The organism is Ralstonia pickettii (assembly GCF_016466415.2).
GTDB lineage: Bacteria > Pseudomonadota > Gammaproteobacteria > Burkholderiales > Burkholderiaceae > Ralstonia > Ralstonia pickettii.
Window position 1 is genome coordinate 1,891,837 of record NZ_CP066771.1, and the last position, 23,859, is coordinate 1,915,695.

Consider the following 23,859-nt stretch of genomic DNA (forward strand, 5'->3'; position numbering starts at 1 on the left):
ACCATGCAAGACCCCCTCAATGTGGGCGATCTGCTCAAGCACAGCCCGCTGTTCCTGGACTTCGACGACGATGACATTGCCTTGCTCGCGCGCGACAGCCACGCAGTGCGCGTGTCGCGGCACGACTTCGCGTTTCGCCGTGGCGACCACGCCGATGGCTTCTATGTCGTGGTGGTCGGTGCGATCAAACTTGTATTGCCGGGGGCGCACGGCCAATGCAAGGTCATCGAGTTCTTCGGGCCCGGCGAGTGCTTTGGCGAGCCCTTCATGTTTCTGAACCGCCCCTACGCGGCAGATGCGCAAGCCATGGAAGACAGCCTGCTTGTCTGGATCGGTAAGCGCGCCGTCGACGATGCACTCCACGTGCATCCGCGCCTGGCGCGGCAGATGTTGACGGGGCTGTCCACCCGCCTGCACACGCTGATGTGCGACATCGAAACCGTGAACCTGCAAAGCGCCAATGAACGGCTGATCGGGTATTTGCTCTCGCTGCCGCGCAAGTTTGATCGCACGCGGTTTCCATGCAGCAAGAGTCTGGTCGCGTCCAAGCTCGGGCTGGCACCGGCCACGCTGTCCCGCACGCTGCGACAGTTGATTCGCGACGGGTTGATCCGCGTGGAAGGCCGCGAGGTCGTGATCCAAAACACCACGGCGTTGCAGCGTCAGCTCATGGCGGGATAGCAGTAGAAGCTCGACGCAGGTCAATCGCCTGCGGTGTCGGGCCGATGCTTGAGCGTGTTGACGGCATCATCCACCAGCGCGGCGGCAGCACTCAATTCATCGTCGCTGCAATCAGCGTGATAACGCTTCTTGGCGCCGCACTGGTTGAGCACGAGGTGAACGTCCGGTGCCACGCCCACCGTTGCCAGACAGGCCCTGACGCACGCCAGTGCACAACCGTCGAGCGCGAGAATAGGCCGTCCGCTGCGTGCTGTCTTGACGAGCGCGCGAACACCGCCGCCGACACCGCTGATACAAGACATCTCTGCCCTGCCTGCACGGTCCAAATCGACGGCCAGGCGGTTTGCCGCTTGCGCCACGCTCGAACAACCCGAGCAGGCATAGACGAGGGGCAACGCGCGTGATGACATGGCGCCCCTCTCCCTACCGCGATTGCCAGCGTGCAAGCCACGCCGGGCGTGCGGCCGCATCGAGCCAGTTCTTGACAATCAGCCCAAGCTCCGTGTCCCCCGCAATCTTGAGGCGGCGCTGGAAGAACAGCGTGTCCGCGTCGGCAGTGCCGCGAATGAGCGCAACGAAATCGCCCATGCCTGCACGCAACTCCAGCTCAGGTTCGGAGCTTGACGCAGAAAACATGTGGAACGCTCCACCGCGGCAGCAAAAACAGGCGCGCAAGCCCAGGTCCTCCACGGTGATGGCAAAGCGCCGCCCGTCCAACTCCGGGGGCGGCGTCAGCCAAGACAGGCGGCGGGCGAGATCGAGCCCCATCACAAAGGGGAACGATGTGAGCGGCACCGGTAGGCTGCGCGCCATGCGAACGAAGACTTCGGGTGGGCGCAGGCGCGTCATTGCGGCATCTCCAGCCACTCAATGCCGGACTGCCCATGCCAGTAGCCATTGCAGCGCCCAATGCCCTCCGGCGGCTGCACGTCCCGCACAGGCAGGCCCAGGCGCAGGCGCAGGGCATCCAGTGCTGCCACGGCGTCCAGCGTGCCGCGCGATTGCGGGCTGACACGCAACACCTTCACACCCAGCGCAGACAGCGCGGGCGCCTGATCGAGAATGTCGAGGCATTGCCCGGATTGCGTCTGGATACCGTTGATGGCGAGAAACTCCTGCCCTTCGCGCGTGCGCACCGCCAGGCCATCGGGATGCTCGATGCAGCGGAATCCGCAGTCGTCCTTGTTGAGGCGAAAGTGCCGCGCCGTAAAGCAGCGTGCGGAAAATGCCAGCGGCAAGCGTCCCCACACCATCGCTTCGATCGCCAATTCGGCTGGCTTCTCGCGCATCAGGCCGGCCAGTGTGGCCTGGCTCATCTCCAGCGGCATGACCGCACGCACCGCGCCCAGCCCAGCCAGCCACGCCAGGGTCGCGCCGTGATACGCGTTGCAATGCGGCCCGGCAACGAATGGCCGACCGTTCAGCAACCGCACGGCGCCAAGCTCGCCGGCTTCGACCATCCAGACGTCCTGCTGACACTGCTTGCGCAACGCCTGCGCCTCGGCACTGGTTTCGATGAGCGTGCGCGTCGACAGCACAACCGACTTGCCAGCCTCGCGCAGCATGGCGGCGATATCGAGCCAGTCGTCCGCGCGCAATTCGTGGCGGCGGCTGCAAACCGTCTCGCCCACATAGACGATGTCGACAGGGCTAGCGGCCACTTCTGCGTAAAAGTCGAACGTCTGTAGCCGCGGCCAGTAGTACAGCAGCGGACCAAGCGAAATTTCGTAAGACATGATGTGCCTTCTATTTCCAGGGCCGATCAAACGCACCTTGCGTGACGTGCGCGCCTTCTGCGTGGCGCACGAGTGCGGCCTGCCAATCGGGCTTGACCGAGAAGCGCGCCGGGTCCGCCTGTGCAGCATCCAATGCGGCGCGCAATGTGGCCACCACCTGCGCAACGTACGCCGGACTGCGCTGACGCCCCTCGATCTTGATCGCCGACACACCCATGGCGAGCAGCCTGGGCAACAGGCTGAGCGCATTGAGGCTCGTGGGTTCTTCGAGCACGTGGTCGACCTCACCGTCGACGAGGAAGCGCCCCTTGCACAGCGTCGGATACCCAGCCGGTTCGCCCGGTGCGTATTGGTCGATCATGATGTTGTTCAGGCGTGCATCCAGACTGCCGTCGCGCTCGACCCAGCGCACCGCGTGCGCCGGCGAACACACACCCTTGTTGTTGGGTGAATCCCCCGTGGCATACGACGACAGCAGGCAACGACCTTCAGCCATCACGCACAGGCTGCCAAAACCGAATACCTCGATCTGCACCGAAGTCTGCTGGATCACACGTTCGACTTCGGTCAAGGTCAGCACGCGCGGCAGGACGGCGCGGTGGATGCCGAACTGCTCACGCATGAGCTCGATGGCGTCGGCATGCGTTGCCGAACCCTGCACGGATAGATGCAGCCGAAGGTTGGGATAGCGCTCGCATGCATAGGCCATCAGCCCGGGGTCGGCCAGGATCACGGCATCGGCGCCCAGCATGTAGGCAGCATCGATTGCCATGTGCCACTCGATGGCACGGCCAGGCTGCGGAAACGTGTTGATGGCAAACAGCACCTGGCGCCCTTTCCGATGCGCAAATTCGACGCCGGCTCGGATGTCGCTCTCGGTAAAGTTCAGGCCGGCGAAGTTGCGCGCGTTGGTCGCATTCTTCAAGCCGAGGTAGACGGTATCGGCCCCGGCCTCCACGGCCGCCTTGAGCGCGGCCAGGCTGCCGGCGGGCGCCACGAGTTCAATGGGGGAAGCGTTCTGTGTCATGGCGGCCAGTCTGCGACTTGTCCGCCAATGTGGTTTTGCGTTCCGTCAAGCGGGCGCAAACGCTCGCGAGACACGGCGAAACGTCAGCAGCGCTCGGCACAGCATCGCACCCAGCCACACGTGCGCCAGCGCGAACAGCAGGCCCGCGACCATCGCCATCCGCTCAGGATGCAGCGGCACCAGCAACAACGCCAGCAACACGAACAGCAGCAGGCGAGCATGCCAATGCTGTTGCCGCTCACCGATCAACGTTTGCATGGCCGGCAGCCGCACATGCCGCGGCACCCGCCTGCGCAGGTGCATCCAGATCATGAACGGGATGATCTTGCCAAGCATCGCGTTGACTGGCAGCACGCCACCGCCCACGACGGCCAGCGCGCCGATCTCCCATGCGATGGGCCAGTCTGACGGCAGCCAGGATGCGGTCAGCCCCAACATGGCAACCACGAGCCAGGCGACGGCAGCGGCCAGCCACAACCGCCAGCCCGGATCGTGCCGACGACGCGCGCTGCACACTGCACGCACGCCCACCAGCGCCAGCGCTGCCAGGGCGAGCCATCCCCATGTCTGCCAGAACACCGCATCGCCCACACCGCTGCATAGACTGCCAACGACCAGTGGCGCCCACAGCCACCACGGCATCAGCCGATGCCAAGGCTCAGGTAGACGCCGCGTCTGCCAGAACATCGGCAACACCGTCGACGCCACGCCCGCGACCAACGTTGCCAGCCAGCCGCCGAGGCCCCAACCGACATGCAGGTTCAACAGCACGGGCGATGGCGCAAACCATCCGCTAGCCAATGCCGTGCCAAGCGTTGCGCCGCTCGCCAGCGTGACCAACAAGGGCCAGCCGATGCGGCGCAGTGTCCGCACCGTCGCATGCGTTGCGCGTGTCTGCCCCACGCGCATGCCAGCAAGGATGATCAACGCAGCAGGGACCGCCAACAGCGGCGCACCCAACCAAGCAGCCAGCACGAACGCGCGATGGTCCGCGCCCAGGAAACCCGTTGCAAGCGCAGATGCCGTTGCCACGCATGAGAGCGCAACCCAAGGCGACACCCATTCCGCGCCGCGCGCAGGCACACCGGCCACCACGGGAAGCAATTGAAATAGCGCACCAAGCATCGCCGGCAATAACATGCCCACGACCAAGGCGTGAACCAGCGCGAGCGATAGCGGAGCAAATCGGTCGGGCAAACCCGCAGACGGGCCCAGCGCCAGCAGGAGACCATCAGCCGCGCCCACCCACGGCACTGGCAGCAGGCAGCCGAACACCACGCCGGCGGGCGGCATGCGTTCGTAGAACAGCGTGGGGGCGGTTGGCATCGGGGCGGCTGAAGATCTGTCCAACCGACCAGGTTAGCGCAGACGCGGCTGCATGCGCTTGATATGTATTAAGCGTCAGCGCGGTGTGAATCCAATGGAGCGCCGCTCGCGCAGTTCCGGCTTGATGGAATGCTCCTGCCGCAATTGTGCAAGGAAAGCTTCGGGTTCAAGCGTCTCGCCCAGCAGCACAGACTGCTGCTTGACCACCGCAAAGTCGCCCGGCGTGAGCATGTCGAGAGACGCCAACATCTCGCGCCACACAGGCTTGAGTGCCTCCGCCTTGCCCCCCAGCGCCTCGGCAATGAACATCTGCTCGCGCTGCGCACGCACCAGCGGCTTGAAGCGGATCTTGAATGCAAACCGCCGCAGCGCCGCCTCATCAATCCGATCAAACAAATTGGTCGTGCAGATGAAGATGCCGTCAAAGCGCTCCATGCCCTGCAGCATCTCGTTGACTTCCGACACCTCGTAATTGCGCACAGCGCCCTGGCGGCTCTGCATGAAGCTGTCCGCCTCGTCGAGCAGCAGCAGTGCGCGTTCCTCTTCGGCGCGCGAGAACATCGCCGCGATCTGCTGCTCGGTTTCGCCGACGTACTTGCTCATCAAGTCGGACGCGCGGCGAATCAGCAACGGCATGTCGAGCTGCGCCGCGATATGCTCGGCCAGCACCGTCTTGCCCGTACCCGGCGGCCCATAGAAACACAATGTGCCGCGTCGCCGCGCGCGCAGCGCCTCGATGATGCGCTCGACGGAAAACCGTGTCTCAAGGTTCAGATAGTCCAGCTTGTATTCGGTCACGACGCGGTGCGCTTGCACCTCCGGCCGCAAACCCATCGCCTGGTCTGCGTGGTCGAGCTGACGCTCGATCAGGGATTCGGCAGGCTCTTCCATTGCCGGCTGCGTCAGGCGCGCAAAGCGTGCGGCAGAATCGATCTGCGCGGGCGTGAGGGTCTTGCGCGCCGCCAGCTTGGCCATGAATGCGTCCGACACCTCCAGCCCTTCCAGATGCTTGCGGATGATGCTTTCGCGCACCGTCGGCGGCGGCACCTTCAGCTCGAGGTGGAACTGGAATCGGCGCAGATACGCCGGGTCGATCTGGCGGATGGAATTCGACACCCAGATCACCGGCACCGGGTTCTGCTCCAGCGTCTGGTTCACCCACGCCTTGCCGTTGACGGAGCCACGCGGCTCTTCGTGGCCAAAGAGGCTCATCAGCTCGCGCGTCGGGCCGGGGAAGACGTCTTCCACCTCGTCGAACAGCAGCACCGCGCCGGGCCGCCCGCGCAGGAACGCCTGCGACACCTGCAGCGAGCGATAGCGGTCTTTGCCCGTGAGGCTGTTGCCGTCCTTGTCGAGGCAATCCACCTCGTACAGTTCGCAGCCAGCGTCGCGCGCCAGCACGCGGGCCAGTTCCGTCTTGCCAGTGCCAGGCGCGCCATACAGCAGGATGTTCACGCCGGCCGCGCGCTGCTGCGAGGCGTTCTCCAACAGCGCCGTAAGGTAGCGCGCATCGGTTTCCACATGCGGATAGTCGGACTGCGACAGCGTGGTCGACGGCGCGGGGCGCGTGAAGACGGCCATCATGTCGGCCTCGCAGGCGTAGTCGCCCAGCAGCACGTGCAGGAGGCGGTCGGAGATACGCATCAGATCGCCCAGGTCGGTGACGCTGTTTTCGGGCAGCGGCGGCTCGATCAGCCCCAGCGTCTCCAGCCGCGAACCTGGCCGCAATGACGCAGCAACTTCGGCCGTGCTGGCCCCCGCCAGGCTCGCGAGCAACTGGAACGCTTCCTGGCTGTGCGCGACCTTGCAGTCGACCATCACCGCGCGCAGGTCGCGCTTGTACTTCACCAGGGACGCAAACAGCAGCAGCGCGCGTTCGTGTGGTGGCAGGCCCAGCACACGGGCCAGCATGTCGATGTTGCTGACCAGCAGGACGCGCTCGCTGGCGAGCCGCTCGCCCAGCGCATCGCACGACGCGCCGAACACCGTGAACATGTCCTTGGCGTGATGCTTGACGTACTCGTCCAGGTAATAGAACAGCGAGCTTTCATCGAAGGCGCTGCTCCACTGGCCGTGGCGGTCCATGAAGGTGGGCAGGTCGAGCTTGCCGACAGCGCGCCAGCCCGGCATGTCGGCGCAGCGCGCAGACAAAAAGCGCTGCAGGCGCTGGATGACCGTGACGGGCCAGATCAGCTCCGGCGCGCAAACGGTGAGGATGTCGTTGATATTGGTGCGCAGGTTGAAGCGCAGTCCCATCGTGCAGACCGTGCGCAACGCAAACTGTGCGCACATGGAATCGAGCGAGGACAACAGCAGCGCCTGCGGCTGCCTGCCGCCCGTGGGGACGAACGTGCCATCGTCTTCAGCGTCGTCCATGTTGAGGTTGGCTTCATCCATGGTCGCCCCCTTCTTCCCCGTTTCACGGTTGGCCGGCCGGTCACCGTGTTTGAATGCCTTTCATCCTAGCGCGTTTGCACACACAGCGTACCCCGGGAGGACCCGTGTCTTTGCAAGTTGCGAGCCAACCGCTCCCGGAATCGCCAACCGCCCGCACAGGTAGTTTCATGCCATCAGTCGTCTGGACGTGATTCCTACCCCACGAAAGACAGGGGATTTTCACGCAAATAGGAATCATTATCGTTTATACTTCGCCTATCGACACAGTTGGCTGAACACAAACCTTGCTCGGTTGTCGCAACACTGTTGCAGTTGCAGGCCTACAATACCTGTCACGCTGGCGACGACCCCGCCGGCTTCAACGCTAGGCGCCATGGAATTGCTCCTGAGTCTGCTCATCAGCATTGGGATTTCACTGATCGTCTTCGGCAAGCGCTGACGCTGCGCCGCTTTCGTTGGTCATCCCACCACCATCGCATCGCATTCCTTTTTCTGCTTTCGATTCCCGGTCGTTGATGATTCACCCTCGTACTCTCAAGATTCTCGTCGTCGTGCTGTTGATGCACGCGGGCGTGCTGATGCTGATTCAGCTTGGCCTGATCGCACCGCGCCCGACTGTCGAAGAACCGCTGGAAATCCAGGCGCACATCATTCCGGCCGCGCCTGAGCCGATCAAGCAGCCGGAGCCGCCCAAGCAGCAGCCGGTCAAGCAAGAGGCGCCCAAGCCTGTCAACATCGTCAGGCCGGTCGCGCAACCCAAGCCCATGCCGATGCCGATGCCGACGCCCATGCTCCCGCCATCGGACAACGCCCCCGTGGTGCCCGCCGCACCGCCCGCACCGCCGGCACCGGCCCCTGAACAAGCGCCCGCGCCGGCCCCCGTTTCGTCCGGTCCGATCAGCGTCGGCATCAACGACATCCAGTGCAGCGAGCCGCCGCTCGTCTATCCCAGCATGTCGCAGAAAATGGGCGAGGAAGGCCGCGCCATGGTCAAGATTTCCATCGGCACGGCCGGTGAGGTCACCAATGTTGCGGTCACGTCGTCGTCCGGCTCGCCTCGCCTGGACCGCGCTGCCGCCGATGCCGCGCGCGCCATCAAGTGCAGCCCGTACAAGCAGAACGGCCGCGCCGTGCCCGTGGTGGCCAGCAAGCCGTTCGTCTTCAAGCTCGACAACTAATTCGATTCCGCTTTTCGCTTAGCCTCTCGCTCAATTCAGGATATTCATCATGCAGGAACTCGGTCTTTCCCACCTCTGGACACAAGGCGACGTCGTCACCCGCGCGACGGCGATTCTGCTGCTCATCATGTCGCTCGCCTCGTGGATCGTCATCTTCACCAAGGCGTGGGACATCGTGCGTCTGAAGTCGATGGCACAAGGCGCTGAAAAGCGTTTCTGGCACTCGGATGATTTCGATCACGCCATACAGACGCTCGGCTCGCCCAAGGACAACCCTTTCCACACGCTCGCACAAACGGGCCGGGAAGCGGCGCAGCATCACCGCGCCAGCCAACCGCAGCTGCATGATGTGATGGACATTTCCGACTGGATCACCCGCTCGCTCAAGAGCGCCATCGATGAGGCCGTGGGGCAAATGCAATCGGGCTTGGCCGTGCTGGCATCGGTCGGCTCGACCGCACCGTTCGTCGGTCTGTTCGGCACGGTGTGGGGCATCTATCACGCCCTGCTCGGTATCGGCGCAGTGGGCGTGCCGACCATCGACAAGGTGGCCGGCCCCGTGGGCGAATCGCTCATCATGACGGCCTTCGGCCTGGCTGTGGCCATTCCGGCGGTGCTCGGCTACAACGCCCTCACGCGGGGCAACAAGGCCATCATCGCCAAGCTGAACCGCTTTGCGCACGACCTGCACGCCTACTTCGTGACCGGTGCGCGCCTGCGCCCGGGCGCCTCGCGTGATGACGCCGGCGTGCGCCTGACTGCTGTCAAGCAGCAGTAAGGAGAGACCATGTCCTTCGGATCTTTCGACAACGATGACGAGGTGATGAGCGAGATCAACATGACGCCGCTGGTCGACGTCATGCTGGTGCTGCTGATCATCTTCATCATCACCATTCCGGTGATCAACCACGCGGTGAAGATCGACCTGCCGCGCGCGTCCAACAAACCCGACGACGCCAAGCCACAAAGCGTGAACGTCGAGATCAACGCAGAAGGCCAGGTGTTCTGGAACAACCAGCCGGTCGACGAGGCCACGCTGCAAGCCGACATCGCGCAGGCCGCGCAACAGCAGCCGCAACCTGAGATGCACTTGCGCGCAGACCGCAACGTGCGCTACGAGCGCGTGGCGCAGGTCATGGCGTCCATCCAGCGCGGCGGCCTCTCGCGCATCGGCTTTGTAACAGAGCCGCAGCACTAAGGCGGCATCACCACGCTGCCCGACCGCCGTTCTCGCAGAACGTCCGGCGTCGCGGCACGGCTGACTCACAGCACGTCTACACGACCGGGCCTCGCGCCCGGTTTTGTTTTTTCAGGCATGGATCAGCACATCGTCAGTCAGCGCTTGTAATGATAACGATTCTCATTTAATATATTTGGCATTCGCTGGAAACCCTTTGCCAGCCTACGTCTCAGCCCATGTTTCCGCCCGCCAGGACATCGCCATGAACGCTTCCGAACACCAAGACGCAGGACGTACCGTGAGCCGCCGTCGCCATGTCATCGTGGCCCGCAAGCGCCCCGCTGATCTGAATGCCGCGTCCGCAACGTCTACCGCATCGACTGCATCCGAAGCTGTTCGCGACATTCCCACCGCCATCGGCGACACGCGGATGATGACTTCCGAACAACTCTTTGCCGGCCAGAACGCGGTGGCGATCCGTCACAACGGCGCGGTCTACACGCTCCGCGTGACGCGCTTCGGCAAGTTGATCCTGACCAAGTAACACCGCAGCACGCACGGCTTTGTGGGGACGTCTCTCTCAGGAGACATTCGGCCGTAGCCAGTCCTCGTCATTTCGCATTGCCGGACGAACGCCAGCCACGCCTTTCTTTGCCAGCATCGTGCACGCCCAAAGAAAAGGGCGCGACTGCTGCCGCGCCCTTCCCTTTGTTGGTTAGTCTTGCGTGACTGCAGATCAGCAAATCACGTGCAGCGCGGCAATGCCCGCCTTGGCGATCACGACATCCTCGGTCGACTTCACGCCTGACACGCCCACTGCACCGGCACACGCGCCTTCCACCATCACCGGCACACCACCCTCGAGCATGCCCTGCAGATGCGGCGCCGACAGGAACGAGATGCGACCATTGTTGATGATGTCTTCGTAGATTTTCGACTCGCGACGACCGAGCGCTGCCGTACGCGCCTTTTCCGGGGCGATGTACGCCGAGATGGTGGCGCAGCCGTCCATGCGGCGCAGGCCCATCAGATGCCCGCCGTCGTCCACCACGGCAATCGTCACGTTCCATTGGTGCGCGCGCGCTTCTTTCTCGGCAGCGTCAAGGATCTTGGTGACATCGTCCTGGCACAGGCACGGTTTCGTTTTCATGGCGTTCTCCTTGGTGGTTGTAGTGCAAAGGCGCAAAGTCTGCGTAAAGCCCGTATCAGGCAAAAGTATGCCATCGGTAACGATCGCTCCCACCGCATGATCCTGCACTAAAGACGCAAAAGAGCCGATACATTCCTGCTTTTCAGTATCGTTGAGTATCGTTCCGCCTGCGTGGTACGCCTGCGTTTGCTGCGCCCCAGCGCAGCCAACCTTAACCCGCGGCGTGCGCCAGAAAGATGCGCAAAGAAAAAGCCCGGGTATCGCCCGGGCTTGATGTTGCGATGCGGCAGCGATTCTGCCGCCGACCCTTTACGGTTGACGGTCCGAGCAGGCGCCGTCCGTATATGGATCGGCACGCCCCATCTTGGCGCCGTCGGTATAGGGGTCTGTGCGGCTTACCTTGGCACCGTCGGTATAGGGATCGGCGCGGCTCACCTTGTGGGCGGGCTGATACGGATCGATCGAGCCGGCGTGCGCGACCGCCGCGCTTAGCGCCAGCGTCAAGCCGCTTGCGGCTGCAACCAGGGTGCGCGTTGGAAAGCGTTGCGTGGTGATTTGCATGAGGGCTCCTTCGGTCATGACACTGCGAATATGACGTGCACCGCTGCGGCACACGTGTCCACGTTGTTCACGCGGACGTCATAGCGACCAGGCAAGCGAGCCACCAGTTCTGCACCGCGGTGCTTTGTCACGGGGCTGGTTGCACGCGTACCCGTCATCCAGACAGACGCAGATGCCGTGCCACGGCGTAGACGTACCGCCAAAGAAAAAAGCTCCCGAAGGAGCCTTTCTCTTGGCAGGCATGCCGCTTACCGCCAGTGGCCCCAGTGACGGCCGTCATACCAGCGATAGCGCGGTCCCCAACGGTACCAGCCAGCGCCAACCACAACCGGTGCCGGGCCATAAGCGGGCGGACCGTAATACACGGGCGCCGGGGCGTAGTACACCGGAGGTGGCGGCGGCGCGTAATAAACCGGCGGCGGTGGGTAATACACCGGCGCGGGTGCCACATACACCGGAGCCACGGGCACCCCAAACCCGATGCCGACGCTCACGTGCGCCGACGCCATCTGCGGCACGGCCAGCACTGCCAGTGCGGCTGCACTTGCAATCCACAGCACATTGCGTCGAATCATGTTCATCACCTGCAGCGAGAGCGCCGGACAAATCCGTAGCCGGCGCTGAATACGGTATTTGTATTGTATTCAGGGCCGCTGACACAGGTGATACGGCGCTGGCGAATTAGTAACAGAACGTAACGCCACACCGCACACGACGCTCCCCCGTCAGTTCAGCGCGGGGCTGCAGTCGAACTCACCGGAGGCGATCATCGCTTCGGCATACGCTCGCGCGGCTTCCAGGGCGCTGGCGGCGCTCCGATACGTGTTCGCCGATTCGCGCACGGTTGTACGGGCTAACAGGGTCTCACCGTTGCTGACGCGAAGGATGCTCACTTCGGCGCGCCACACTTGCGGCGAGAGTTCATAGGCAGATACCTCGATTTTGCAGTCGTCTCGGAAAGTCATGTGTCCTCCGGGTTGTATGGGGGTAAGCGAAGCTGCGCGTTAATGCACGAACAGCCAGATCACCAGCAACACAAGCGCGGGAACACCCAAGAGCCACGCAACGAGATAGGACATGACGACCTCCTACATGGTTGATAGGCATGTAGGAAGTGTAGAGAGACGCGCACGGGCGGAATGTCGATCTCCGCCCGTACCGTTTTGTAGGACTGTACCGAAATGACTGTCGGCACACGCCGACGCATCTCACCCGGACAGAGGAGCTTCAGCGTGTCGTGGTGTCCAGGGCGCCCACGTCACTTGGCATGAGGATTCGGCTCGCGCCGGCCTCTTCAGCCGCCTCGGCCGCTGCCACTTCCAGGCCGACAGATGCTTTGAAGAAATTCACCGCCGCCTCGGCTCCAGGAGGCGCGGCGTCCACAAAATTTTCCGCAACGAAACCCCATTGGCGGCGGACTTCGTCACCATGGCGCTGCAACGCACGAGCGATTCCGTTTTGCGTCTCCACACCAATTTCAACAAAGTTGCGCGTGTAGCCTGAGACGCGTTCCCCAGCGGGTTGCAGATAGCGCGCTTGAGCGTTCCACCATTCGCCCGCGTCTTGCGCGCCAACGGCTTCGTGCAGGCAGTGCTCCGTCTCGCCGAGCCCCGCCTTGATGGCCTGCAGATTGAGCCCGATCAGGCGATTGACACCGCTCACCGCTTCGTCAGTGACAGCCATCCAGATTTCGAGTTGTGATCGCTGCAGAACGCCGAGTTGCTCCAAAGTCATCATGTCGGTTGCTCCCTGGTGAGGTCGATGATTACGGCCACAATGTGCCGAGCGTTTCAGTGTAGTTGCGTGCGGAACCGATTTCCGTGACATCACCCGTTTGTCCTACAGGCATATCGGACGCACTCGCCTGCGCCGGCGGCCATGTGCACGGTAGAGTCGAGCGCATCTTTCACCAGACCATGGAGTCACGATGAAACGTCTCGCTGCTGCCCTGATCGCCACCGCTTCCATTGCTGCCGCGCCGCAGGCTTTCTCGCAAGTCGCGGGCCACGCTGCACTCGGTGTATCCGTGACCGAACTGGACGCGGTCATCAAGGGCGTGAGTGTGAAGAAACAAGTGCTGGGCAAGACCATCTATAACGAAGCCAACGAGAAGGTCGGCAGTGTGCAGGACCTGATCGTGACGCCGGAGAACGCCGTCTCGTTTGCGATCGTCGGAGCGGGCGGCTTTGTTGGCGTGGGGCGCCACGACGTCGCCATCCCTGTGAACCAGTTCAAATACGACCAGGGCAAGATCGTGCTGCCTGGCGCCACCAAGGATGCCATCAAGGCGCTGCCGGAGTTCAAATACGAGCGCCAGCAGAAGCCCGCCAAGGCCTGATGATCGGCGGGAACTTTGCTGCCGGAAGCGGCGCCGGAACTGTGGGAATTGGCTGACACGCCTTTCAGGCAACGTCACCTGCACATAACGGCGCGCAAGACCTTCAATAGAGGGACACAAACGACAAAAGGAGTTGGTTATGCGTGCCTTCGTATCCTTGATTCTGGCGGCCGCACTGGCATCCGTCAGCGGATGCGCGGACATGACGCCAAAGCAGCGCAATACCGCGTTGGGCGCAGCCGCAGGTGGTGTCGCCGGGGCGGCCATCTGGGGTGGTCCGGGCGCTACGCTGGGCGGGGCCGCACTGGGTGGTGTGGTCGGTAACGCAGTGACGAAATAAATCCCGCGCGCCGCATGTGCGCTGCAGGCACGGGTCAGGCGATGACGCCTGGCCCTTTTTGTTGGCTGAGAGCGGCGCCATGCCATCGCACATTCCCCTCATACGCCTATGCGAATGCCGGCGCATAATCGGCGTTTTGCAACGGAGGCAATGTGCGATACGAGCAAGAGGGTTTTGGCGTGAGCAGCACACCGATCCTGAGCGTCGAAGGCCTGCGCAAACGTTACGGTGACCAGACTGTCGTCGACAACCTCAGTTTCCACGTTCGGCGCGGCCAGTGCTTCGGCCTGCTGGGCCCCAACGGCGCCGGCAAGACCACCACGCTGCGCATGCTGCTCGGCATGACGATGCCCGATGCGGGCAGCCTGCGACTGTGCGACGAGCCCGTCCCCGAAGCCGCGCACCGTGCACGCATGCGCGTGGGCGTGGTGCCGCAGTTCGACAATCTGGACCCCGATTTCTCCGTCTCGGAAAACCTGCGCATCTTCGGGCGCTACTTTGGCCTGTCGGCAGCGACCATTCGCGAGCGCATTCCCACCCTGCTGGAATTTGCGCGGCTCGAACAGAAAGCCGATGCACCCGTGCGCGCGCTCTCAGGCGGAATGAAGCGGCGGCTGACAGTCGCGCGCGCGCTGATCAACGATCCCGACATCCTCGTCATGGACGAGCCCACCACAGGCCTCGACCCGCAAGCGCGGCACCTGATCTGGGAGCGCCTGCGCTCGTTGCTCGCCGCCGGCAAAACCATCTTGCTGACCACGCATTTCATGGAAGAAGCCGAGCGCCTGTGCGATGAACTCTGCGTGATCGACAACGGTCGCAAGATCGCTCAAGGCAAGCCGCAGGAACTCATCGCACGCGAAATTGGCTGCGACGTGGTTGAAGTCTACGGCGACGATCTCAACGCCCTTCGCACGCTGCTCACACCGCTGGCCGACCGCGTGGAAATCAGTGGGGAGACGCTCTTCTGCTACGCACGCGATCCGCAGCCGCTGGTAGCCGCACTGCGCACGCAGGCAGAAACCCACACCATGCCCGGCCTGCGCTATCTGCATCGCCCGGCCAATCTCGAAGATGTGTTCCTGCGCCTGACCGGCCGCGAAATGCGTGACTGAGAGAACCGCACATGCCCACTGAAACCGCACTCACTCCCACGCAAAAACAGGCCTTTCCGCAGCCGCTGCTGCCGCTCAACTTCCGCAACTGGCAGTACGTCTGGCTGCGCAACTTCATGGTGTGGCGCAAGCTGGCCATTCCGTCGATGGCCGGCAACCTGGCCGACCCGATGATCTACCTGTTCGGGCTGGGGCTCGGCCTGGGCCTGCTGGTCGGGCGCGTTGACGGCGTGTCGTATATCGCATTCCTGGCGGCCGGCACCGTGGCGTCCAGCACGATGATGTCAGCCAGCTTCGAGGCGATGTATTCCGCGTTTTCGCGCATGCATGTGCAACGTACGTGGGAGGCGATTCTGTACGCGCCTCTGAGCCTGGGCGACGTGGTCCTCGGCGAGCTGTTCTGGGCGGCCAGCAAGTCGGTGCTCTCCGGCCTGGCCATCATGCTCGTCGCGGGCGCGCTCGGCTATGCATCGATGCCGCAGGCGCTGCTTGCCCTGCCCGTCATCGTGCTGACCGGCTTCACCTTTGCCTGCCTGGCGATGAACATGACGGCGCTTGCGCCCAACTACGACTTCTTCATGTTCTACCAGACGCTGGTGATCACGCCGATGATGCTGCTCTCGGGCGTGTTCTTCCCGCTGTCGCAATTGCCAGCGCCTGTGCGCGCGGCGACGAGCGTACTGCCACTGCCTCACGCGGTGGACCTGATCCGCCCGCTGATGCTGGGCCGCACGCCCGACAACATCCCGCTACACCTTGGCGTGCTGCTCCTGTACGCCGTCGGCGCCCTGCTGCTGTGTCTCTGGCTGCTGCGTCGTCGCATGCTCAAGTAAGGCGCGATAGCAACGCTGTCAAGTCCTGCCATAGGTTGACACAGTGCTCAGTCAGCGAGCGCCCGATGCACCGCATCGGGCGTTTTGTATTTCAAGGCCAGATGAGGCCGTTCGTGGTTGTAGATATGCACGGCCTGCGCCACCATGCGTGCGGCCTGCTCTAGGTCGGCGGGGCGCTTGAGCAGCAACTCCCCTTTGAGGATGCCGTTGACCCGTTCGGCCAGGGCATTCTGGTAGCAGTCGTAGCCGTCGGTCATGGAGCACGTGATGCCGTGCCGCTGATGGATGCGCTGGTACTCGGCTGAACAGTATTGGATGCCCCGATCCGAGTGATGAACCAGAGGCTGTCGCGTATGGCGCGTCTTCAGCGCCATCTTCAACGCCTGGGCGACCGACTCGGCATGCAGGCTGTCATGCACGCGGTAGCCCACGATCTTGCGCGAGTAGGCGTCAGTCACCAGACTCAGGTACGCACAGCGCTGGGCGGTCGGCAGATAGGTAATGTCGGCCACCCAGACCTGCTCCGGCCCGGTGGGGATGACCTGGTTCGGGCCGTCCTTGAGCAGATTGGGATGGCGCCGGAAGCGATGATGACTGTGTGTGGTCTTGTGATACGCCCGCTGCGGCACGACCAGCAGCCGGGCTGCACGCAGGATATCGAACAGGCGATCCCGGCCAACCTGGATGCCTGCCTCGGCCAGGGGCGTGCGCAGCACGTGCTGGAGCTTGCGCGTACCCAAGCGCGGCTGGCGCAGCCGTAAGTGGTTGACCAACGCACAGACCTTGGCCTCACGCGCGCTTTGCCGTGTCTCGCTTTGCTGGCGTTTGTAGTACGCCTGGCGGCTGATGCCAATGTAGCGGCAGGCCCTGCCCACACTCAGCCCTTGGACGAGCTTTTGCGTGAGGACCTGCCCGAAGGCTTTTTTACGACGCGCGCCCCATGCTCTTTCTGGATCACGTCGATCACCGCCTCGAACAGGCGTGCCTTCTCTTGGGCCTCCCGCAACTGCACTTCCAATTCCTTGATGCGCTGCTCTGGCGTGAGCGACTTGCGCTGGCTGCTTTGATTTTCCATCGTGGTTTTGGCCTCCGCTGAGGCGCTCCAGTCCTGTCGTCCGTGCTTGCGCAACCATACCAGCACCGTCGAACGACCCTGAATGCCATAGCGTCGCTGCGCCCCTTTGTAGGTCAGCTCGCCTTTTTCCACCTGCTCAACCTGACCCTACACCAAGAAACAGTACCGCTGAGAAGTAGAGAATCCGGCATGATTTTCACGATTTGAAATGGAAGACATGCCATGAAGACGAGCAAGTTCACTGAGGCGCAGATAGCGTTCGCGCTCAAGCAAGCGGAACTGGGTACGAAGGTCGAGGAGGTGTGCCGCAAGCTGGGCATCAGCGAAGCGACGTTCTACAACTGGAAGAAGAGGTACGGGGGCGTCGGCCCTTCGGAGCTGCGCCGGATGCGGCAGCTCGAGGAGGAGAATGCGAAGCTCAAGCGGCTGGTGGCGGACCTGAGCCTGGATAAGGCCATGCTGCAGGACGTGCTCTCAAAAAAGCTCTGAAGCCTTCCCGCAAGCGCACGCTGATTGACGAGTTGCGTGACCGCTATCGTGTGAGCCTGACTAAGGCTTGCGCGTTGTTCCACATGTCACGCTCGCTGTATGGGTATCGGTCGGTTGCTCGGGACTCGTCGGCATTGCTTGCACGCATCAAAGAGATAGCGGCCACACGCGTGCACTACGGCTATCGCCGGGTGCACGTGATGCTGCAGCGGGAAGGCTGGAAAGACAATCACAAACGTGTTTATCGCTTGTACCGGGCCGAAGGTCTGTCGCTGCGGCATAAGCGTCCCAAGCGCAACAAGTCGGCGCGGCTACGCCAGCCCAAGAGCATCGTCACGGCTATCAACGAAATCTGGAGCATGGACTTTGTATCCGATGCCTTGTTTGATGGTCGGCGCCTGCGCGCGTTGACCGTGGTGGACAACTACACCAGAGAAAGCTTGGCCATCGAAGTCGGCCAAAGCCTGAAGGGGGAAGACGTTGTGCGAGTGCTTGACGCAGTGGTTGCCGAGCGCGGCGCGCCTCAGACCATCAAGGTGGACAACGGCAGCGAATTCATCTCGAAGGCGATGGACCGGTGGGCATACGAGCACGGCGTGGAACTCGACTTCAGCCGGCCAGGCACGCCGACCGACAATGCCAAGGTGGAAAGCTTCAACGGGCGGTTCCGGCAGGAATGCCTGAACGAGCATTGGTTCTTGTCCTTGGACGATGCTCGGAGCAAAATCGCCGACTGGCGGAGGTACTACAACGAGAGCCGTCCCCACTCCGCACTGCAGTGGGCGACACCCGCCGAATTCGCCCGTCAGGCAAGGAAAAACACCTCGGCGGACGAATCAACGACGCCGGAAATCTCCACTTCTGGACGGTACTAATTCCGGTGTAGGGTCAAACCACTGCCAACTTAAAAGCCAGCGTGTAGTCCCTCTGCGTTCGCTTCTTCTGCCCTTCCATCTTGACGCTCACTCCCTGTCGGGGAAAAAGTGTCAACCTTATTCAGGACGGGTCACGCCCAACAAAAAAGCCCGTCACGATGACGGGCTTTTCTTTTGCTGCGTGCGAGATCACTCGTTCACGGCGGAGCGCTGCAGATGCAGTTGCGTGCGCGGATCATCGTTCTGCGCGTTTTCACGATCGGCTTTGGCGGAATTGTTGCGCGCGGCCTCCAGGCGATCCAGGTACGCCTCGTCAATGTCGCCCGTCACGTACTTGCCGTCAAAGCATGACGCATCGAAATCCTTCAGTGCCGGATTGACGTCGCGCACGGCACGCTTCATGTCTTCCACGTCCTGGTACACGAGCTGGTCGGCGCCGATGATCTTGGCAATCTCTTCGTGCGTGCGACCATAGGCCACCAGTTCGCCGCGCGTCGGCATGTCGATACCGTACACGTTGGGGAACTTCACCGGCGGCGCGGCCGATGCGAAGATCACCTTCTTGGCACCGGCATCGCGCGCCATCTGCACGATCTCCGACGACGTCGTGCCGCGCACGATGGAGTCATCGACGATCAGCACGTTCTTGTCCTTGAACTCGATGGCCATGGCGTTGAGCTTCTGGCGCACGGATTTCTTGCGTACCGCCTGACCCGGCATGATGAAGGTGCGGCCCACGTAGCGATTCTTGAAGAAACCTTCGCGGTACGGCACGCCCAGGTGGTTGGCCACCTGCATGGCAGCCGGGCGGGACGAATCCGGAATCGGCATCACCACGTCGATCCTGTCGGTCACTTCACGCTTGATCTTCTCGGCCAGGTAGTCGCCCATGCGCAGTCGCGCGTCGTACACCGACACACCATCCATGCGGGAGTCCGGACGGGCGAGGTACACGTACTCGAAAATGCAGGGCGAAAGTACCGGGTTGGCAGCGCATTGCTTGGTGTGCAGGTTGCCTTCAAGGTCGATGAAGATGGCTTCGCCGGGCGCCACATCGCGCTCGAACTTGAAGCCGATGCCTTCCAGCGCCACCGATTCCGAGGCAACCATGTATTCGATGCCGCCATCCGGCGTTTCCTGGCTGCCCAGCGCGAGCGGGCGGATGCCGAACGGATCACGCACGGCCAGCACGCCGTAGCCCGAGATCTCGGCAGCAATAGCGTATGAACCGCGCACGCGGCGGTGCAGGCCTTCCACCGCCGTGAAGATCGAATCGCGATTCAGCGGAATATCGTTGCTGGCACGTTGCAGCTCGTCGGCCAGCACGTTCAGCAGCACTTCGGAGTCGGACTGCGTGTTGATGTGACGGCGATCGCGTCGGAACATCTCTTCGCGAAGCTGATCGGAGTTCGTCAGGTTGCCGTTGTGTGCCAGCACGATGCCAAAGGGCGCATTGACATAGAACGGTTGAGCCTCTTCCTCACTGGAAGAACCCGCGGTCGGATAACGCACTTGGCCGATGCCGCTCGTACCCGGCAGGCCGCGCATATTGCGCGTGCGGAACACGTCACGCACCATGCCGTTGGCCTTGTGCATGTGGAACGTGCTGCCTGATGCGGTGGCGATGCCCGCCGCGTCCTGCCCCCGGTGTTGCAGAAGCAACAGGCTGTCATAGATCAGCTGATTGACGGGCGTGGCGGAGACCACCCCAACGATACCGCACATGTCGAACTCCAGCGAGAACGTATTTGGTGGCGCCCACACCCGTTGCGGGCGCCGAGGAAGCTTCCCGAATTGCCTAGCTTGTGGCCAGACGCTCCAGATCAATAGTGAACATACTTTGCGACATCCGGTGGCAACAACGGCTTGGCAGCTTGTGCTGCCTGCTCCGCATAGGGCCGCGTGATCGCATCGCGCCAGAACGGTTGCTCCGGCAGGCTGGTAAAGCCGGCCACGGTCATCAACACGAGGATGATCACGCCTCCGCGCGCCAACCCGAACACCATACCCAGACCGCGATCCGCTGGCTTGAGCCCCGCGCTCGCCAGCGCCGCCGAAAGCAGTGCCCCCACCAGCGAAGTCGCAATCACCGTCACGATAAACAGTAGGACGAAACCGAGAATGGTGCGTGCGACCGGGCCGCCAGGCAGCGTTTCCGGCATCCAGCCCGCCGCCACACCGGAAAACGTGTACGCCACCCATGCGGCAAACAGCCACCCGAGCAGCGCCAGCACCTCACGGATCAGCCCGCGAAACAACCCAATCAGCGCCGACGTGACGATGATGAACAGCACGCCGTAGTCAAAAAAAGTCGGTTGCATCGGACAGCGGCTTGGATGGACTGTGGCGGAATGCAGCGTGAACCGTCAGCAAATCCGACGAGCGCGCTGGGTACACGTTCGGCCGCATCGTTATTGCTGCACGAGTTTAGGCGTCAGGCCGATCTGTTCGGCGCGCTTCTGCGCCGCTTCCGCAGATGCCCGATCGTTGAACGGCCCCGCGCGCAACAAGGCCAGATCGCCCTTCTCAGGCACCTTCTTGTGTTCGATGTAACCAGGGATCTTCTCGCCCTTGAGCTTGCCCAGCCAATTTCGGGCACGGTCTTCGGAGGCAAAGGCACCAATCAGCAGGATGAACTTGCCGCCATTTGCATCGGTGCTCGGCGCCGCGGCTTGATGGGCGGGCTGAGCGGGCTGAGCGGCCGATTGGGCGGGTTTCGTTGCGGGCTTGGACTCAGCGAGCGGCGTCACGCCCGCGACCGTCTTAGGAGGCGTCGCAGGCTTGGCTGCGGCAGGGGTATCCTGAGCCGCCGGCGCATCCGTGCTGGCAACCACCTCTTCGCCCTGGTCAAGCGCTTGCGCCTGATCCGTCGACGAAGCCGCAGGACGCGACGCAGAACGCCGGCTGGCGACCTTCGGCTCATCGGTGGAGACCTTGGCGCCACGATCGACCGGCTGATCCTGGATCTGCACGGCCACGGCATCGGTCACGGGGCGCGGCTTGGCGTCGAACACGAGGGGCAGCACGATCACGGCAGCGCCAACCAGTACCACCGCGCCGATCAGGCGGCGGCGAGCGCGTTGTTTTTGCGGGAGTTCGGGGTCAAGGCCGTCGTCATCATCGTCGGTTCGACGGGAGGCGCGGCTGCGAGCATTCGACGATGCGCGCGAACCACGCACCGCATCGCGAGCCACATCGGCAGCGCTGCCGGCTGCGCCGCGTGTGCGTTCGCCTTCAGCGTTCTTGCGGGAGGAAAAGATGGAAAACAGTCCCATGAGGGCCCCGGGGTTTAGTGCGCGCGACTCTTGCGCTCCGCCAGCACGCCGGCAACGGTGTAGAACGATCCGAAGACCACGATTCTATCATCCTCGGTCGCCCGCTCCATGGCGTTGCGATAGGCTGTGGCGGGATCGCTGAATGTGCTCATGCTCGATTCCTTGCCTGCCCGGAAACCGGCTTCGGTGAGCGCCTGCGCCAAGCTGGAAGCGCTCGCGGCACGCGGCGTCGGCAAATCGGTCAGGCACCAGTGGTCGACCTTGTCGAGCATGTGCGCGAGCACACCGGCGATATCTTTGTCCTGCATCGCACCGAACACCGCGTAGGTGTAACGGTAGAAGCCCATGTTCTCGAGATTCTGGCCCAGCGCCGCCGACGCGTGCGGGTTGTGTGCGACGTCGAGGATGACGGACGGACGGCCCGGCAGAACCTGGAAGCGCCCCGGCAGTACCACCTGCGACAGGCCCAGACGCACGTCCTGCGCCGAGATCGGCAACCGATCGCGCACCGATTCCAGCGCAGCCAGCGCGGCCGATGCGTTCAGCAGTTGGTTCGCCCCGCGCAATGCGGGATAGCCCAGGCTCGGCCAACGGCGCCCGCGTCCGCTAAAGCCCCACTGCTGCTTGTCGCCCTGGAAGTTGAAATCGCGGCCGATCAGCCAGAGATCTGCGCCAATGGCTTCAGCGTGCTTCACCAGCGAGATTGGCGGCACCGGGTCAGAGCAGATCGCCGGCTTGCCAGCGCGGAAGATGCCGGCCTTCTCGAAGCCGATCGCCTCGCGGGTATCGCCCAGGTAAGCCATGTGATCGAGATCGACGCTGGTGATGATGGCGCAATCGGTATCGACGATGTTGACCGCATCCAGCCGGCCGCCGAGGCCGACCTCCAGGATCACAGCATCAAGGCCTGCATTGGCGAACAGATGCATGATCGCCAATGTGGTGAATTCGAAGTACGTCAGGCTGACGGGCTCGGGAAAGCCGCAGCGCGCGCGTTCCACCGCCTCGAAGTGCGGCAGCAGCATCGCGTCGGTGGCAATCTCGCCATTCACGCGTGCACGCTCGTTGAAGTCGATCAGGTGCGGCGAGGTATGGCAACCCACCTTGTAGCCGGCCGCCAGCAGGATCGCCTCCAGCATCGCGCAGGTCGAGCCCTTGCCATTGGTGCCGCCCGCCGTGAAGACGACTGACTTGAATTCCAGCCCGAGCGCATCGCGTACGCGACTGATGCGGTCCAAGCCCATGTCGATACCGACCGGGTGAGCGCTTTCCAGGTGGGTCAGCCAGTCGGGCAACGCGTTGAATGTAGGCATGCGAAATAGGTGGCGCGGCATTAGGAAAACAGGCCGCGCAAAAACAAGAAGCGCGGACTCTCGCCCGCGCTTCGGTTCAACAGGTGTGCTGCATCAGGCCAGTGCGTCGGCCGGTTGCTTCTGCAGGAGCGCCAGAAGCTCGGCGATCTCGCGGCGCATGTTGCGACGATCGACGATCATGTCGATGGCCCCCTTCTGCAGCAGGAATTCAGCGCGCTGGAAACCTTCCGGCAGCTTCTCGCGCACGGTCTGCTCGATGACGCGCGGCCCGGCAAAGCCGATCAGGGCCTTCGGCTCGGCAATCACCACGTCGCCCATGAAGGCGAAGCTGGCGGACACGCCGCCCATGGTTGGATCGGTCAGCACGCTGATGAACGGCAGCTTGGCTTCCGCCAGCTTCTGGATCATCGACGTCGTCTTGGCCATCTGCATGAGCGACAGCAGGCTTTCCTGCATGCGCGCACCACCAGTGGCCGACACGCAGATGAACGGCACCTTTTGCTCCAGGGCCATCTGCGCGCCGCGCGTGAAGCGCTCGCCCACCACGGAGCCCATCGAGCCGCCCATGAATTCGAACTCGAAGCAGGCCACAACGACCGGCAGCGCGTGAATGGCACCGCCCATCACGACCATGGCGTCGGTTTCACCCGTGTCGTCCATCGCCGCCTTGATGCGGTCGGGATACTTCTTCGTGTCCTTGAACTTCAGGGCGTCGACGGGAACGATCTCCTGGCCCAGCTCATAGCGGCCTTCGGCGTCCAGCAGTGCGTCCAGGCGGGCACGGGCGCCGATGCGCATATGGTGGTCGCACTTCGGGCAGACGTGCAGGTTGGCCTCGACGTCGGTCCGATACAGCACCGACTCGCAAGCCGGGCATTTGACCCACAGGCCTTCGGGAATGCCCTTGCGCTGCGACGGGTCGGTCTGTTGGATCTTGGGCGGCAGCAGTTTGTCTAGCCAGCTCATGCGT

General features: G+C 63.1%; 26 protein-coding genes and 1 pseudogene. 10 read left to right on the forward strand and 17 right to left on the reverse strand.

The window, feature by feature from the left end:
* Positions 1-3: 3 nt before the first annotated feature.
* Entirely contained in the window at positions 4-681 is a 678-nt protein-coding gene (locus tag RP6297_RS08900; RefSeq protein WP_009240974.1) for a Crp/Fnr family transcriptional regulator, read from the forward strand.
* Between the two features lie 20 nt (positions 682-701).
* On the opposite strand, the gene RP6297_RS08905 is transcribed toward RP6297_RS08900, so the two are convergent.
* From RP6297_RS08905 to RP6297_RS08930, 6 genes are all read right to left on the reverse strand, one after another.
* Complete coding sequence (locus RP6297_RS08905) at positions 702-1,091, reverse strand: putative zinc-binding protein (RefSeq protein ID WP_009240975.1); 390 nt, start codon at positions 1,089-1,091, stop codon at positions 702-704.
* A 13-nt stretch (positions 1,092-1,104) separates the two neighbouring features.
* Positions 1,105-1,530 (reverse strand): ubiquinone anaerobic biosynthesis accessory factor UbiT, encoded by a 426-nt coding sequence (gene ubiT, locus RP6297_RS08910; protein ID WP_004634367.1) that lies wholly within the window; start codon positions 1,528-1,530, stop codon positions 1,105-1,107.
* The gene (locus RP6297_RS08915; RefSeq protein WP_009240976.1) at positions 1,527-2,417 is read right to left on the reverse strand and encodes a U32 family peptidase; all 891 of its coding nucleotides are present in this window, start codon (positions 2,415-2,417) and stop codon (positions 1,527-1,529) included. Before RP6297_RS08915 ends, ubiT begins: the two co-directional genes overlap by 4 nt.
* 10 nt (positions 2,418-2,427) lie before the next feature.
* Positions 2,428-3,444 (reverse strand): ubiquinone anaerobic biosynthesis protein UbiU, encoded by a 1,017-nt coding sequence (gene ubiU, locus RP6297_RS08920; RefSeq protein WP_009240977.1) that lies wholly within the window; start codon positions 3,442-3,444, stop codon positions 2,428-2,430.
* A 45-nt stretch (positions 3,445-3,489) separates the two neighbouring features.
* Positions 3,490-4,770 carry a hypothetical protein gene (locus tag RP6297_RS08925; RefSeq protein ID WP_009240978.1) on the reverse strand — a complete coding sequence of 427 codons (1,281 nt, stop codon included), beginning with the start codon at positions 4,768-4,770 and terminating at the stop codon, positions 3,490-3,492.
* 75 nt (positions 4,771-4,845) lie between these two features.
* Positions 4,846-7,167: an AAA family ATPase gene (locus RP6297_RS08930; RefSeq protein ID WP_009240979.1), complete on the reverse strand. Its 2,322-nt coding sequence runs from the start codon at positions 7,165-7,167 to the stop codon at positions 4,846-4,848.
* Between the two features lie 515 nt (positions 7,168-7,682).
* Here RP6297_RS08930 and RP6297_RS08935 point away from each other — a divergent pair.
* From RP6297_RS08935 to hemP, 4 genes are all read left to right on the forward strand, one after another.
* A complete protein-coding gene (locus tag RP6297_RS08935) occupies positions 7,683-8,345 on the forward strand; it encodes an energy transducer TonB (protein ID WP_009240981.1) in 663 nt (220 codons plus the stop codon).
* Positions 8,346-8,394: 49 nt separating this feature from the next.
* The gene (locus RP6297_RS08940; RefSeq protein ID WP_009240982.1) at positions 8,395-9,123 is read left to right on the forward strand and encodes a MotA/TolQ/ExbB proton channel family protein; all 729 of its coding nucleotides are present in this window, start codon (positions 8,395-8,397) and stop codon (positions 9,121-9,123) included.
* A gap of 9 nt (positions 9,124-9,132) precedes the next feature.
* Positions 9,133-9,543 carry an ExbD/TolR family protein gene (locus tag RP6297_RS08945; RefSeq protein ID WP_009240983.1) on the forward strand — a complete coding sequence of 137 codons (411 nt, stop codon included), beginning with the start codon at positions 9,133-9,135 and terminating at the stop codon, positions 9,541-9,543.
* A gap of 244 nt (positions 9,544-9,787) precedes the next feature.
* Positions 9,788-10,069 (forward strand): hemin uptake protein HemP, encoded by a 282-nt coding sequence (gene hemP, locus RP6297_RS08950; RefSeq protein WP_009240984.1) that lies wholly within the window; start codon positions 9,788-9,790, stop codon positions 10,067-10,069.
* Between the two features lie 192 nt (positions 10,070-10,261).
* Here the strand turns inward: hemP and RP6297_RS08955 are convergent, their stop codons facing one another.
* The 5 genes from RP6297_RS08955 to RP6297_RS08975 form a co-directional block, all read right to left on the reverse strand.
* Positions 10,262-10,675: a GlcG/HbpS family heme-binding protein gene (locus RP6297_RS08955; protein ID WP_009240985.1), complete on the reverse strand. Its 414-nt coding sequence runs from the start codon at positions 10,673-10,675 to the stop codon at positions 10,262-10,264.
* A 309-nt stretch (positions 10,676-10,984) separates the two neighbouring features.
* On the reverse strand, positions 10,985-11,236 hold the full coding sequence (locus tag RP6297_RS08960; RefSeq protein ID WP_009240986.1) for a hypothetical protein: 252 nt from the start codon (positions 11,234-11,236) through the stop codon (positions 10,985-10,987).
* A gap of 248 nt (positions 11,237-11,484) precedes the next feature.
* Entirely contained in the window at positions 11,485-11,817 is a 333-nt protein-coding gene (locus RP6297_RS08965) for a hypothetical protein (RefSeq protein WP_009277567.1), read from the reverse strand.
* A gap of 144 nt (positions 11,818-11,961) precedes the next feature.
* Entirely contained in the window at positions 11,962-12,201 is a 240-nt protein-coding gene (locus RP6297_RS08970) for a hypothetical protein (protein WP_009240988.1), read from the reverse strand.
* Between the two features lie 262 nt (positions 12,202-12,463).
* A complete protein-coding gene (locus RP6297_RS08975; RefSeq protein WP_009240989.1) occupies positions 12,464-12,973 on the reverse strand; it encodes a phasin family protein in 510 nt (169 codons plus the stop codon).
* A 190-nt stretch (positions 12,974-13,163) separates the two neighbouring features.
* Here RP6297_RS08975 and RP6297_RS08980 point away from each other — a divergent pair, with 190 nt between their 5' ends.
* The 4 genes from RP6297_RS08980 (at position 13,164) to RP6297_RS08995 (ending at position 15,862) form a co-directional block, all read left to right on the forward strand.
* Positions 13,164-13,574: a PRC-barrel domain-containing protein gene (locus RP6297_RS08980; RefSeq protein WP_009240990.1), complete on the forward strand. Its 411-nt coding sequence runs from the start codon at positions 13,164-13,166 to the stop codon at positions 13,572-13,574.
* A 139-nt stretch (positions 13,575-13,713) separates the two neighbouring features.
* A complete protein-coding gene (locus RP6297_RS08985) occupies positions 13,714-13,914 on the forward strand; it encodes a glycine zipper 2TM domain-containing protein (RefSeq protein WP_004634401.1) in 201 nt (66 codons plus the stop codon).
* Positions 13,915-14,066: 152 nt separating this feature from the next.
* Positions 14,067-15,029, forward strand: a complete 963-nt coding sequence (gene nodI / locus RP6297_RS08990; RefSeq protein WP_009240991.1) for a nodulation factor ABC transporter ATP-binding protein NodI — start codon at positions 14,067-14,069, stop codon at positions 15,027-15,029.
* An 11-nt stretch (positions 15,030-15,040) separates the two neighbouring features.
* Positions 15,041-15,862, forward strand: coding sequence for an ABC transporter permease (locus RP6297_RS08995; RefSeq protein ID WP_009240992.1), 822 nt, complete (start codon positions 15,041-15,043; stop codon positions 15,860-15,862).
* On the opposite strand, the pseudogene RP6297_RS09000 reads toward RP6297_RS08995, so the two are convergent.
* Positions 15,855-17,078 (reverse strand): annotated as a pseudogene (locus tag RP6297_RS09000) (IS3 family transposase); the annotation flags it as partial. The gene RP6297_RS08995 and the pseudogene RP6297_RS09000 sit on opposite strands and share 8 nt — an antisense overlap.
* Before the next feature lie 81 nt (positions 17,079-17,159).
* On the opposite strand from RP6297_RS09000, the gene RP6297_RS09005 reads away from it, so the two are divergent.
* A protein-coding gene (locus tag RP6297_RS09005) for an IS3 family transposase (RefSeq protein WP_198286346.1) occupies positions 17,160-18,301 on the forward strand; the annotation gives its coding sequence in 2 pieces (ribosomal slippage) (positions 17,160-17,412 and positions 17,412-18,301; 1,143 coding nt in all).
* Between the two features lie 189 nt (positions 18,302-18,490).
* On the opposite strand, the gene purF is transcribed toward RP6297_RS09005, so the two are convergent.
* The 5 genes from purF to accD form a co-directional block, all read right to left on the reverse strand.
* Positions 18,491-20,026 (reverse strand): amidophosphoribosyltransferase, encoded by a 1,536-nt coding sequence (gene purF / locus RP6297_RS09010; protein ID WP_009240993.1) that lies wholly within the window; start codon positions 20,024-20,026, stop codon positions 18,491-18,493.
* 98 nt (positions 20,027-20,124) lie between these two features.
* Positions 20,125-20,622: a CvpA family protein gene (locus RP6297_RS09015; protein ID WP_009240994.1), complete on the reverse strand. Its 498-nt coding sequence runs from the start codon at positions 20,620-20,622 to the stop codon at positions 20,125-20,127.
* A 90-nt stretch (positions 20,623-20,712) separates the two neighbouring features.
* Positions 20,713-21,576: an SPOR domain-containing protein gene (locus tag RP6297_RS09020; RefSeq protein WP_009240995.1), complete on the reverse strand. Its 864-nt coding sequence runs from the start codon at positions 21,574-21,576 to the stop codon at positions 20,713-20,715.
* A 14-nt stretch (positions 21,577-21,590) separates the two neighbouring features.
* Positions 21,591-22,889, reverse strand: coding sequence for a bifunctional tetrahydrofolate synthase/dihydrofolate synthase (gene folC / locus RP6297_RS09025; RefSeq protein WP_009240996.1), 1,299 nt, complete (start codon positions 22,887-22,889; stop codon positions 21,591-21,593).
* A gap of 93 nt (positions 22,890-22,982) precedes the next feature.
* The gene (gene accD / locus RP6297_RS09030; protein ID WP_004634411.1) at positions 22,983-23,855 is read right to left on the reverse strand and encodes an acetyl-CoA carboxylase, carboxyltransferase subunit beta; all 873 of its coding nucleotides are present in this window, start codon (positions 23,853-23,855) and stop codon (positions 22,983-22,985) included.
* Between the last annotated feature and the right edge of the window lie 4 nt (positions 23,856-23,859).